10 protein-coding genes are annotated in these 13743 nt (G+C 43.3%); all 10 read left to right on the plus strand.

Going from position 1 to position 13743, the window contains the following annotated elements; all coding sequences use genetic code 11:
- The first annotated feature begins 14 nt into the window (after nt 1–14).
- The gene (locus ACW6PM_RS06630; protein ID WP_456056628.1) at nt 15–1757 is read left to right on the plus strand and encodes a hypothetical protein; all 1743 of its coding nucleotides are present in this window, start codon (nt 15–17) and stop codon (nt 1755–1757) included.
- A 46-nt stretch (nt 1758–1803) separates the two neighbouring features.
- The gene (locus tag ACW6PM_RS06635; protein WP_456056629.1) at nt 1804–2457 is read left to right on the plus strand and encodes an HAD hydrolase-like protein; all 654 of its coding nucleotides are present in this window, start codon (nt 1804–1806) and stop codon (nt 2455–2457) included.
- Between the two features lie 81 nt (nt 2458–2538).
- A complete protein-coding gene (locus ACW6PM_RS06640) occupies nt 2539–3309 on the plus strand; it encodes a CPBP family intramembrane glutamic endopeptidase (protein WP_456056630.1) in 771 nt (256 codons plus the stop codon).
- Nucleotides 3310–3767: 458 nt separating this feature from the next.
- The gene (gene gltB / locus ACW6PM_RS06645) at nt 3768–8321 is read left to right on the plus strand and encodes a glutamate synthase large subunit (RefSeq protein ID WP_456056631.1); all 4554 of its coding nucleotides are present in this window, start codon (nt 3768–3770) and stop codon (nt 8319–8321) included.
- 14 nt (nt 8322–8335) lie between these two features.
- Nucleotides 8336–9829, plus strand: coding sequence for a glutamate synthase subunit beta (locus tag ACW6PM_RS06650; RefSeq protein WP_330021546.1), 1494 nt, complete (start codon nt 8336–8338; stop codon nt 9827–9829).
- 169 nt (nt 9830–9998) lie between these two features.
- A complete protein-coding gene (locus ACW6PM_RS06655; protein ID WP_448755078.1) occupies nt 9999–10784 on the plus strand; it encodes a Cof-type HAD-IIB family hydrolase in 786 nt (261 codons plus the stop codon).
- 130 nt (nt 10785–10914) lie between these two features.
- Complete coding sequence (locus ACW6PM_RS06660) at nt 10915–11199, plus strand: co-chaperone GroES (protein WP_015516725.1); 285 nt, start codon at nt 10915–10917, stop codon at nt 11197–11199.
- A 103-nt stretch (nt 11200–11302) separates the two neighbouring features.
- A complete protein-coding gene (gene groL, locus ACW6PM_RS06665) occupies nt 11303–12928 on the plus strand; it encodes a chaperonin GroEL (protein WP_456056632.1) in 1626 nt (541 codons plus the stop codon).
- A 256-nt stretch (nt 12929–13184) separates the two neighbouring features.
- Nucleotides 13185–13367, plus strand: coding sequence for a PspC domain-containing protein (locus ACW6PM_RS06670; protein WP_456056707.1), 183 nt, complete (start codon nt 13185–13187; stop codon nt 13365–13367).
- Between the two features lie 63 nt (nt 13368–13430).
- Nucleotides 13431–13724 (plus strand): N-acetyltransferase family protein, encoded by a 294-nt coding sequence (locus tag ACW6PM_RS06675; RefSeq protein ID WP_456056633.1) that lies wholly within the window; start codon nt 13431–13433, stop codon nt 13722–13724.
- Nucleotides 13725–13743 lie beyond the last annotated feature (19 nt).

Here is a 13743-nt window from a genome sequence, read left to right on the forward strand (position 1 = left end):
GAGGGAATGGACATATGGAAGAACAGGATATAAAGGAAGCAAAAAGAGCAAGAAATTTCATATGGATGGCGGCCTGTGATTATGACATAGAGCCGCTTTTTCTGGCATTTGCACCGGATGGCACTGCGGATATTTACCTTAATCTGATAATCGGTCTGACCTACAAATGGTATGAGCAGGACAAGATAGATGATTTTTTTAATCAGCTTACAGGCAAAAATGCTGCGCTGTATGAGGGACTTTTGTGGATAGGGCTGGAAAATGCCTTGTATGAAAAGGAGAGGCAAACGAGACCGGCACTATATGATTTAAGGCTTGAGTATGCGAAAAAGAGTCTTGCAGGAGCCAATAAAAACAGAGAGTATTCGAGGATTGATACGATCAGAAATGCACACTGCAGAAAGATACTTGGAAAGCCATCAAAGCTTGGGCAGGAGGATGAAGAGCTGTTGCGTGCTTTTTGTTTTACGCCTGATATGACGACTGATGAGATTATAGCAAAAACGAGAGAAATCCTGTGGAAGTATTTCTCGTACAAGCCGTTAAAGGTGGCAAAGCCGCAGGGCATATATTTCTTACAGAAGGTAGCCGGGGCATTTCACTCCGTAGGAAAGGTCAGCACACAGTATGTCAGAGCTAAAAATTTTTATGACCAAAAGTCATCGTCTTACGGTACAGCTTTGTCTATGGAGCATTCAAAGAGATATCTTATGCAGTTTTCACTGCAGAAGGACCCTGTAGAAGCGAAGCGGTATGTGTCAGCCTGTTTTGGAGAAAGCATGTATTCCAACAGGCAGCAAGAAGAGATAGAGAAAAAGCTCTGTGTAGGAAATCATAAAAACTGTCATCTGCTTTTTACCAGAGGTGTTGCGCCGGTGAAAAAGCAGACTGTGCCTGATGAGATTGACAATAAAAGAGAGCGCAGGGAGATTCTTGAATTTACAAAAGAGACAGCCCTGCAATACGACAAAAACAAAGAGCATTTTCAAAAAAACAGGGCAGTGTATCAAAACAGTATAAGGAGACTAACAGAAAGCCTTAGAATGCACTTGGAGACAGCGGATGAGACATTTTGGGATGCCACAACGCACGGCAGGATAAAGCCTGCGAGTGTGTGGAAGGCATTGTATCTGGACAATCCGCGTGTGTTTGAGCGAAAAGATGAGGTGGAAACACCGGGCTTTTCTGTCGACATCCTTATGGATGCGTCGTCTTCCAGAAAGCAGCTGCAGCAGAATATAGCTGCACAGGCATATGTACTGTCAAAGAGTCTGACTAATTGTGGCATACCGGTGCAGATTTATTCATATTGTAGCATAAGAGGCTACACGGTGATGCATATTTTTAAGGAATATGATGACTATGGTGTGGAGGATGAGCTGTTTCGTTATGTCGCAGCAGGAAATAACAGGGATGGTCTTGCTCTGCGCGCTGCATCACATCTGATGGAGCAGAGCCAAAAGCCTAAAAAGCTGCTTTTTATGTTTTCGGATGCAAGCCCCCAGGATGATCAGATAGCAGGAGAGGGTGCATTCTATAAGGACAGGGAGTACACCGATGCTCTTGCTGTTAAGGATACTGTAAATGAGGTGCAGAGGCTTAAAAATTATGGAATAGACGTAATCGGCATCTTCATGGGAAGTGCGCATGACAGTGAGCTTGCAACAAAGATATTCGGCAGAAGTCTCGTGAAGATAAAGAGCATCAACGAGTTTGCCGATGCTGTCGGACGAGTGTTAAATGAGATACTGACCTAGCATTTTAATTGAACTTACAATAAATATAGAGCAATGGAGATAACTAATGAAAGCAATATTATTTGATCTTGACGGAACACTGATTGACTCATCAGAGGGCATCACAAAGTCAGCGCAGTATGCACTTTCGCACTTTGGCGTAGATGAGCCGGACAGAAACAGCCTGTTTTTCTTTATAGGTCCGCCGCTCATAAACACATTTATGGAGCACTACGGATTTCCAAAGGAAAAGGCGCTTGAAGCAGTCGAAAAGTACAGAGAGCGCTATAACAAAACAGGTATATTTGAATGCTCGCTTTTTCCGGGAGTAAAGGAATGCATAGAGGAGCTTAAAGGAGCAGGCTATAGGATAGGACTTGCATCATCGAAGCCGGAAAAATCATGTGAGCGTATTTTGGAGCATTTTAGTATACGGGATATGTTTGATGAGGTGGTCGGAGCTACATTTGACGGCAGGATTGATACCAAGGAGGAGGTGCTTAATGAAGTGATGCGCCGATGGGCAGACATTCCAAGGGATGAAATGTGCTTAATCGGAGATACTATGTTCGACATTGAAGGAGCAAACCGTGTCAATGTGCCAAGCATAGCGGTAAGCTTTGGTTTTGGCGATGTGGATGAGATGGTAGGTGCCGGGGCAAAAGCTGTGATAGATGATTTAAGACAGCTTCCTGATGTGATTTCTAAGTTTTTTGATTAGCTTTTATGAAGCTGCAGAGCAATGTATTGAGAACAAGAGTTATAAACAGTAGTTATAAACTGTAGATAGGAATGGGATTTCATGAATAAGAATTTAAAATTAAGAGCGATAGTGTGGGAGATAATTGTCCCGATTGTGCTTTACTACATTGTTTTTCTAAGTACGATGTACTTTATTTTTGCGTTTATCGGACATACCGCTTCGACATATATGATAGCGCAGATAATATCTGCGGCAATTACAATACCATTTATGTATTTTGCGAGCTATAAGCCGACGCAGCAGATGTTTGTCGAAAAACCAAAGCTTGACAGGGCGCTTTTTGTAAATGTGCTCCGGGTGATTGTGATCACACTTTTTATTTCATTTGCGCTCAACAATATCATCACCATGTCACCGCTTATCGGGCTTTCAGAAGGGTATGCCAAGGCGAATGAGAGCTTTTACGCAAGTACACTCGCACTTGAGCTGATTGGCTCGGCGATTCTTTCTCCGATTATGGAGGAACTTGTTTTCAGAGGCATTGTATTTGGAAATATGCGCAAAATAATGAATGTGCCGCAGGCGGTATTTTTGTCGGCGCTTTTGTTTGGACTCATTCATTTTAATGTAGTGCAGTTTGTCTATGCGTTTTTACTTGGCCTTGTGCTTGCAACCTTTATGTATAAGTCAGCGCATGTGTATGCGGCCGTGATTGGTCATATCACCGCCAATGCGTTTGCTGTCATAAGGACGGAGACAGGTATTTTGAAGTGGACTGTTGATGGCAGTGTTATGGCGTGGGTGGTATCTGTCATATGTCTTGGTGTTGGTGCTGTGCTGTGTGGTTATTATTTAAAACACTCAGAATGAGCTGTCTAGCGTGGAGCGAAACGGAGTGTAGACAAAGTACAAGTATCGTGCAGCTTTGTAAATGTGAGCGGCGCGGGGAGAATATTTACTAATTGTCATGATGATCAGCTATACAATAAAAAGTATAGCTGATTTTTTTGATATCAGACAAGAAAAACTACTATAAAGCACACACAATTCAGACACAATTTACTGAAACAGCGTTATATACCTTGCTTTATTGAAAAAAGTTTTTGGATTTTAAATGGCGAATTGTGCGTATACCCTTTTAAATAAGATAAAAATACAAATATAATCAGAAAAATAACTTTATAATATTAAGTTGTCGAATAATCAGACAATATCAAGAAAAAAACTATTTACATTGGGCTTTCATAGTTGTAAAATCATAAACAGGAAATGATTCACTTCTTAATAAGTTATCCGTTAACAAATTTACACTAGGAAAGGAAGAACCTATGAGTAAACAATGGAATGAAAGCACAGCCACAGCTAAGGGATTGTATGATCCTCGCTACGAGCATGATAACTGTGGAATTGGTGCAGTAGTAAATATCAAAGGTATCAAAACACATGAGACAGTCGAGAATGCTTTAAAGATTGTTGAGAACTTAAAGCACAGAGCCGGAAAAGACGCTGACGGTAAGACCGGAGACGGTGTCGGAATCCTGCTTCAGATTTCTCATAAGTTTTTTAAGAAGGTTACAAAGCCTCTTGGAATAGAGCTTGGAGATGAGAGAGATTACGGTGTGGGAATGTTTTTCTTCCCTAATGATGAGTTCAAGACTATTCAGGCAAAGAAGATGCTTGAGGTTATCGTAGAGAAGGAAGGACTTGAATTCCTCGGATGGAGACAGGTACCTACAGAGCCGGACAAGCTTTCTAAAAAGGCAAGAGATTGTATGCCTTGCATCATGCAGTGCTTCGTAAAGAGACCTGAGGATGTTGAGAGAGGACTTGAATTTGACAGAAAGCTTTATGTTGCAAGACGTGTTTTTGAGCAGTCAAACGATAATACATATGTAGTTTCCTTCTCAAGCAGAACAATCGTATATAAGGGAATGTTCCTTGTGGAGCAGCTCAGACAGTTCTTCATGGATTTACAGGATCCTGATTATGAGTCAGCAATCGCCACAGTACATTCTAGATTCTCTACAAATACAAACCCAAGCTGGGAGAGATCTCATCCAAACAGATTTATCGTACACAACGGTGAGATTAACACTATTCTTGGAAACTCTGACAAGATGTCAGCCCGTGAGGAGAACATGGAGTCTCCAAAGCTTAAAAAAGAGTTCCAGAAGGTTTTACCTGTTATCAATGCAGCAGGCTCTGACTCAGCGATGCTCGATAACGCACTTGAATTTTTGGTAATGAGTGGTATGGAGCTTCCTCTTGCTGTTATGATAATGATTCCTGAGCCATGGGCAAACAATTCAATCATGACCCAGAAGAAGAAGGATTTCTACCAGTACTACGCTACAATGATGGAGCCATGGGATGGCCCGGCTTCAATCGTATTCTCAGATGGTGATTTAGTCGGAGCAGTGCTCGACAGAAACGGACTTCGTCCATCACGTTACTATGTGACAGATGATGACTATCTCATCCTTTCATCTGAGGTCGGAGTGCTTGAGATTGACCCTACAAAGATAGTGAAAAAGGATCGTCTCCGCCCGGGAAAGATGCTTCTTGTAGATACTGTCGCAGGAAAAATCATAGATGATGATGAGCTTAAGGAGAGATATGCTGACAAGCAGCCTTATGGTGAGTGGATTGACAGATACATGGTAAATCTTAAGGATTTAAAGATTCCTAACCAGAGAGTACCTGAGTATACAAAGGAAGAGCGCCAGAGAATGCAGAGAGCCTTCGGCTACACATATGAGTCACTCAAGGATTCAATCCTTCCGATGGCTAAAAATGGTGTTGAGGGCACAGCAGCCATGGGTACCGATACACCGCTTGCAGCTTTATCAGGTAACAGGGAGCCGTTATTCAACTACTTTAAGCAGCGCTTCGCACAGGTAACAAACCCGCCTATCGATTCAATCCGTGAGGAGGTTGTCACATCAACCACACTCTATATCGGTGAGGCCGGAAACGTGCTTGAGGAGAAGCCGGAAAACTGCCGTGTACTTAAGATTAACAACCCTATCCTTACAAACACTGACCTTATGAAGATTAAAAATTTAAAGGCAGATGGCTTCAAGGTAGAGGTTTTACCTATCACATATTACAAGAACACAAGTCTTGAGAAAGCAGTAGACAGACTTTATATAGAGGCAGACCGTGCATACAGGGACGGAGCCAACATTATTATCCTCTCAGACAGAGGTGTTGATGAGAACCACGTTGCAATTCCTTCATTGCTTGCAGTTGCTGCATTGCAGCAGTACCTTGTAAAGACAAAAAAGAGAACATCACTTTCACTCATCCTTGAGTCAGGAGAGCCAAGAGAGGTTCATCATTTTGCTACACTGCTTGGCTTTGGTGCGAGTGCAATCAACCCTTATCTGGCACAGGATACAGTTAAGCAGCTTGTTGACGAGCATATGCTTGACAAGGATTATTATGCAGCAATCGATGATTACAACCATGCGATCATCACAGGTATCGTAAAGATTGCAGCAAAGATGGGTATTTCAACAATCCAGTCATATCAGGGCTCAAAGATTTTTGAGGCAATCGGTATTGACAAGAGCGTTATTGACAAGTATTTCACAAATACAGTAAGCCGTATCGGTGGAATCACATTACAGGATATTGAGAACGATGTGAATGAGCTTCACTCAGCAGCCTACGATCCGCTCGGACTTGAGACTGATGTTACACTTGACAGCAAGGGCAGACACAAGATGAGAAGCGGTGCAGATGACCATCTGTACAACCCGGCTACAATTCATCTCCTCCAGCAGTCTACACAGCGCGGTGACTACAATATGTTCAAGCAGTACACAGCACTTGTGGATGAGGAAGAGAAGAATACAAACATCCGTGGACTCATGGATTTCAACTATCCTAAGAAGGGCGTCAAGCTCGAGGAGGTTGAGAGCGTTGATTCAATTGTGACACGTTTCAAGACAGGTGCTATGTCATACGGATCTATTTCCAAGGAGGCACATGAGACACTTGCCATTGCCATGAACCATCTGCACGGTAAGTCAAATACCGGTGAGGGTGGAGAGGATAAGGATCGTCTCACAATCGGAAAAGACGGAAAGAACCGCTGTTCAGCAATCAAGCAGGTTGCTTCAGGACGTTTTGGTGTCACAAGCAGATACTTAACAAGCGCACAGGAGATTCAGATTAAGATGGCACAGGGTGCTAAGCCTGGTGAGGGTGGACATTTACCTGGAAAGAAGGTTTATCCTTGGATTGCAAAGACAAGACTTTCAACACCGGGTGTTGCACTTATCTCTCCACCACCACACCACGATATTTATTCTATCGAGGATCTGGAGCAGCTTATTTTCGACTTAAAGAATGCAAACAGAGATGCAAGAATCTCAGTCAAGCTCGTTTCTGAGGCCGGTGTAGGAACTGTTGCGGCAGGTGTTGCAAAGGCCGGAGCGCAGGTAGTACTTATCTCAGGCTACGACGGAGGAACAGGAGCCGCACCTAGCAGTTCAATCCACAATGCGGGACTTCCATGGGAGCTTGGACTTGCAGAGACACACCAGACTCTTCTTATGAACGGTCTTAGAAATAAGGTAAGAATCGAGACAGACGGTAAGCTCATGAGCGGCCGTGATGTGGCAATAGCAGCATGTCTTGGAGCTGAGGAATTCGGTTTTGCGACAGCTCCGCTTGTAACAATGGGCTGTGTAATGATGAGAGTATGTAACTTAGATACATGTCCGGCAGGAATTGCCACACAAAACCCTGAGCTTCGTAAGCGCTTTGCAGGAAAGCCGGAGTACGTTGAGAACTTCATGCGTTTCATCGCAGAAGAGCTTCGTGAGTATATGGCAAAGCTCGGCGTAAAGACCGTAGATGAGCTCGTAGGACGTGGAGATCTCTTAAAGAAGCGTGACAACTTAAGCGAGAGACAGTCGAAGATTGACCTTGACTGCATGCTCAATAATCCGTTTGACGGCAAAAAGCAGAGTGTTATCTTCGATCCTAAGCAGGTATATGATTTTGAGCTTTCAAAGACAAAGGATATGACTGAGATCATGACACAGCTTAAGAGCGCACTTGAGAGCGGACAAAAGCGTGCGATTGAGATTGAGGTAACAAATACAAACAGATCTCTCGGAACAATATTTGGTTCTGAGATTACAAAGAAATATGACGATACGCTGGATGACGACACATTTGTTATCAAATGTAACGGTGCAGGCGGACAGAGCTTTGGAGCATTTATCCCTAAGGGACTTACACTTGAGCTTGTCGGAGATTCAAACGATTACTTCGGAAAGGGACTTTCAGGCGGAAAGCTCATCGTATATCCACCTGCAGGAGTAAAGTTTGAGAAGGATGATAATATCATCATCGGAAACGTAGCGCTTTACGGAGCTACAAGCGGTAAAGCCTTCATAAACGGTGTTGCAGGTGAGCGTTTCTGCGTAAGAAATTCCGGTGCAACAGCAGTAGTTGAGGGCGTCGGTGACCATGGCTGCGAGTACATGACAGGTGGCCGCGTAGTTATCCTTGGAAAGACCGGAAAAAACTTTGCTGCAGGTATGAGCGGCGGAATAGCATATGTGCTTGATGAGGACAATGACCTTTACATGAGAACCAACAAGCAGATGGTATTTACTGAGGAGGTCTCAAATAAGTACGATGTATTAGAGCTTAAGGAAATGATAAAAGAGCATGTAACACTTACAAACTCTGAAAAGGGCAAGGAAATCCTTGATCATTTCAGTGAGTATCTTCCTAAGTTCAAGAAGGTTATTCCTTACGATTATAACCGTATGCAGATGGCCATTGTACAGATGGAAGAAAAAGGTCTTAACGCAGAGCAGGCACAGATTGAGGCATTTTATGCCAGCACAAGAGGCTAAGGAGGACGCAGATAATGGGAAAACCAACAGGATTTATGGAATATGACAGATGCGAAGCAGCGTCTGTAGAGCCAAAGGAGCGTATTAAGAACTTTAACGAGTTCCATGTATTCCTTTCAAAAGAAAATCAGCAGAAACAGGCTGCCCGTTGTATGGACTGCGGAGTTCCTTTCTGCCAGGCGGGAATGACAATAGCAGGCATGACATCAGGCTGTCCTCTGCACAACCTTGTTCCGGAGTGGAACGACCTTGTATACACCGGCAACTGGGAGCAGGCATACAATCGTCTGCACAAGACCAATAATTTCCCTGAGTTTACATCAAGGGTCTGCCCGGCACTGTGCGAGAAGGCATGTACATGCGGACACTGGGGCAGTCCGGTATCTGTCAGGGACAATGAGCACGGTGTAATAGAGACTGCATATGCAAACGGATATGCAGCTCCAAAGCCACCAAAGGTAAGAACAGGCAAGAAGGTAGCAATCATTGGTTCCGGCCCTTCAGGACTTGCGGCAGCAGATCAGCTGAACCAGAGAGGCCATGAGGTTACAGTATATGAGAGAGAGGACCGCGTAGGCGGACTGCTCATGTACGGTATTCCGAATATGAAGCTTGATAAGAGCATTATTGACAGAAAAGTTAATATAATGAAGGAAGAGGGCATTCATTTTGTCACAGGATGTGATGTAGGAAAGGATATAAAGCCGGCAGAGCTTTACAAGAAGTATGACAGGGTAATCCTTTGCTGTGGTGCAAAAAATCCAAGAGATATAAAGGCAGACGGAAGAGACGCAAAGGGTATTTACTTTGCTGTTGATTACCTTACCCAGAATACAAAGAGCCTTTTAAATTCAAACCTGACAGATGGCAAGTTTGTATCTGCAAAGGGCAAAAATGTAGTCATTATCGGTGGCGGTGACACAGGAAACGACTGTGTCGGAACAGCAATCCGACAGGGAGCCAAATCAGTCACACAGCTTGAGATGATGCCTTGTCCGCCTACAGAGCGTGCTGCAAACAATCCGTGGCCTGAGTGGCCAAAGGTCTTAAAAACAGACTACGGCCAGGAGGAAGCCATTGCAGTATTCGGACATGACCCACGTATCTATAAGACAACCGTAAAAGAGTTCCACAAGGACAAAAACGGCAACTTAAAGGAGCTTACAATTGTAAGTCTTGAGAGTAAAAAGGACGAGAAGACAGGCAGATTTATGATGGTTCCGGTAGAGGGAACAGAGAAAAAGCTTCCTGCAGAGCTTGTACTTATAGCAGCAGGCTTCCTTGGAACAGAAAGCTACGTGGCAAAGGCATTTGGTGTAGAGCTCAATGCCAGAACAAACGTAAGTACACAGGAGGGTCATTACGCTACAAACGTTAAAAACGTATATGTGGCAGGTGACAACCATCGTGGACAGTCCCTTGTAGTGTGGGCTATCAGAGAGGGCCGTGAGGCTGCCAGAGAGGTTGATGAGAGTCTCATGGGATACTCATATCTCTCAGTACAGTAACTAATTATTATAGCAATTCTCCTTAATAAATTTTATTTCATACATTTTATATCAAAATCCCGGTGCAATGCACCGGGGTTTTTACTGTAGATAAACAGATTGAAATTTGATTTATAAGATGATAAGATAGCAGTGTTTGACATGATAATGAAGATATTAGGAGCAGCAAATGAGAAAAACAGTATTTTTTGATATAGACGGAACAATATGGGACGATGACATGGTAATTCCAGAAAGCACAATAGAGGCTGTGGCAGCCCTCAAGGCAAACGGACATCTGGCATTTATCTGTACAGGACGTGCCAGAGCCAGTGTGAGATCAGAGAAGCTATTAAATATGGGGTTTGATGGAATAATTGCGGCATGTGGCAACTATATTGAAATGGATGGCAAAGTAATATACGAAAATGACCTGAGCGCAGATATGGTTCAAAAGGTCATAAGGGTGCTTTCAGAGTGCAAAATGCCTGTAGTGCTTGAGGGCTCCACAGACTACTGGATAGATGACGAGGGCTTTGAGGATGACCCGTATGTGGACTATCTTTTTGAGTCACTTGGTGAGCATGCACATATAATAAGAGGATATGACGGCGAGATAAAAATTAATAAATTCTCAGCTGACGTGATAGACGGTACTGATTATGAGCGTGTGAAGGCAGAGTTTGCCGACGATTTTCTGATACTTGAGCATGTGGAAAATGTCGTGGAGTTTGTGCCGAAGGGAACCTCAAAGGCTACCGGCATCAAATGGCTGTGCAAGCATCTGGATATCCCGCTTGACGAAACCTATGCGATAGGCGACAGTGTGAATGACCTTGAAATGCTTGAGAGCGTAGGACATGGAATCGCCATGGGCAACTCAATGCCACCGGTTAAAGAAATTGCGGAATATGTCACATCGGATATTTCAGATGATGGTGTGAAAAATGCGTTAAAGCATTACGGATTAATATAGAAAATGTAAAATAAATATTAAAATGAAATATCACTGTTGACATTGAAATGCAATAGTGATATTTTATTTACAGAAAGAAATTAGCACTCAAAAGAAATGAGTGCTAACAGAGATAAAAGGAGGCAATACAATGAAATTAGTTCCATTATCAGACAGAGTAGTATTAAAGCAGTTAGAAGCAGAGGAGACAACAAAATCGGGAATAATCCTTACAAGTTCAGCACAGGAGAAGCCACAGGAGGCTGAGGTTATAGCAGTAGGACCTGGCGGAATGGTTGACGGCAAGGAAGTTAAGATGCAGGTAACAGTCGGACAGAAGGTTATTTATTCTAAATACGCAGGTACAGAGGTTAAGCTTGACGGAGAAGAGTACATCATCGTAAGACAGAACGATATTCTTGCAGTAGTAGAGTAATTTACAGATAGAAGCTAAATATCCGGTACGTTTTACATATCCGGTCATAGCAGCTTACAGCTTGAATTTAAATATCAATATATATAGAAAGGTCGTATAAATCATGGCAAAGGAAATTAAATATGGCTCAGAAGCCAGAGCAGCACTTGGAGCTGGAGTAGATAAATTAGCAAATACAGTCAGAGTAACACTTGGACCAAAAGGAAGAAACGTAGTACTTGACAAATCATACGGTGCACCACTCATCACAAACGATGGTGTTACAATCGCAAAAGAGGTTGAGCTTGAGGATGCTTTCGAGAACATGGGAGCACAGCTTGTCAAGGAAGTTGCCACAAAGACAAATGATGTAGCAGGAGACGGAACAACAACAGCTACAGTTCTTACACAGGCAATGGTTCAGGAAGGAATGAAGAACCTTGAGGCAGGAGCAAACCCAATCGTGCTTCGTCGTGGTATGAAGAAGGCTACAGACAAGGCTGTTGAGGCACTCAAGGATATGAGTCAGAAGGTTAAAGGCAAGGAGCAGATTGCAAAGGTAGCAGCTATCTCAGCAGGTGACGAGGAGGTTGGTAATCTCGTAGCAGACGCTATGGAAAAGGTTACAAACGATGGTGTTATCACAATTGAAGAGTCAAAGACAATGCAGACAGAGCTTGACCTTGTAGAAGGTATGCAGTTCGACAGAGGATATCTCTCAGCATATATGTGCACAGATATGGATAAGATGGAAGCAGTACTTGATGATCCATATATCCTTATTACTGACAAGAAGATTTCTAACATCCAGGATATTCTTCCATTACTTGAGAAGATTGTTCAGGCCGGTGCAAGACTCCTTATCATCGCTGAGGATGTTGAGGGCGAGGCTCTTACAACACTTATCGTTAACAAGCTTCGTGGTACATTCAATGTAGTAGCTGTAAAGGCTCCTGGATATGGTGACAGAAGAAAAGCAATGCTTGAGGATATCGCAATCCTTACAGGTGGTCAGGTAATCAGCTCTGATCTTGGACTTGAGCTCAAGGATACAACAATCGATATGCTTGGCCGTGCTAAGTCAGTTAAGGTTCAGAAGGAGAACACTGTTATCGTTGACGGTGCCGGAGACAAGGAAGCTATCGCAGGCAGAGTAAGCCAGATTCGTGGTCAGATTGATGAGACAACATCTGAGTTTGATAAAGAGAAATTACAGGAGCGTCTTGCCAAGATGGCAGGCGGTGTAGCAGTTATCCGTGTAGGTGCTGCAACAGAGACTGAGATGAAAGAGGCTAAGCTTCGTATGGAGGATGCCCTTAACGCTACAAGAGCAGCAGTCGAGGAAGGAATCATCGCAGGTGGTGGATCAGCATATATCCATGCATCAAAGAAGGTTGCAGAGCTTGTTGATACTCTTGAGGGAGATGAGAAGACAGGTGCAAAGGTTATCCTTAAAGCACTCGAGGCTCCGCTTTACTACATCTCTGCAAACGCAGGACTTGAAGGTGCAGTAATCATCAACAAGGTAAGGGAGTCAGCTCCTGGAACAGGCTTCAACGCAGCTACAGAAGAGTATGTAGACATGGTTGAGAGCGGAATCCTTGATCCTGTAAAGGTTACAAGAAGTGCATTACAGAATGCAACATCAGTAGCTTCAACACTCCTCACAACAGAGTCAGCAGTAGCTACAATCAAAGAGGACACTCCTGCAATGCCAGCCGGTGCCGGCGCCGGAATGGGCATGATGTAATCGTAGACAATGAGGAAAAAAGATAACCCGTGGTCACACTCGTGTGAACCACGGGTTTTCTTTTTGACGAATGTCCGGATATGAGCAAGTAGCACGCAAGTGCGGATTGCGAATATACGGAGGCTGGAGAATCCAGCCGTGTCTACGATGTAGGTAGAATAACACCACAGTACGGATATGAGCAAGAAGCACATCTGCGGCTGTAAAAATATGCGGTGAATTAACATGCGAATATACTTGTTTATATTTAACGATAATAGTATTATATAGAAAAGTATGTGGAGTATGTGGAGGCATTGCAAACTATTTTGATGTAGATCCGACAGTTATCCGTCTTGCGTGGGTTATATTTACTCTTGCAGGTGGAAGCGGACTTATCGCATATATCATAGCAGCTATCATTATGCCGGAAGATCCGGGATACATTGATATGCAGTAAGATAGAATAATAGTAACACAACAGGAGACACACAAATGATTTCAATACGCACAGCAACAGAAGATGATGCAGAAGAGAAAGGGCATTGGAAGGCTGCTTTATGACAGGCTTGAGGAAATACTTAAGAAACAGGGAATATTAAATGTCAATGCCTGTATAGGCTATCCACAGATAGATGATGAATATCTGACCAAGGACAGCGTGCATTTCCATGAGAGGCTTGGCTATCATATGGTGGGTACATTTCATCAGTGCGGATACAAGTTTGGACGTTGGTATGATATGGTGTGGATGGAAAAATTTATCGGAGAACATACAAAAAATCAAGCTCCTGTGATATTGTACAAAGATATATAAGCAATAAAGGAGAACAGAT

Source organism: Agathobacter sp., assembly GCF_977054825.1.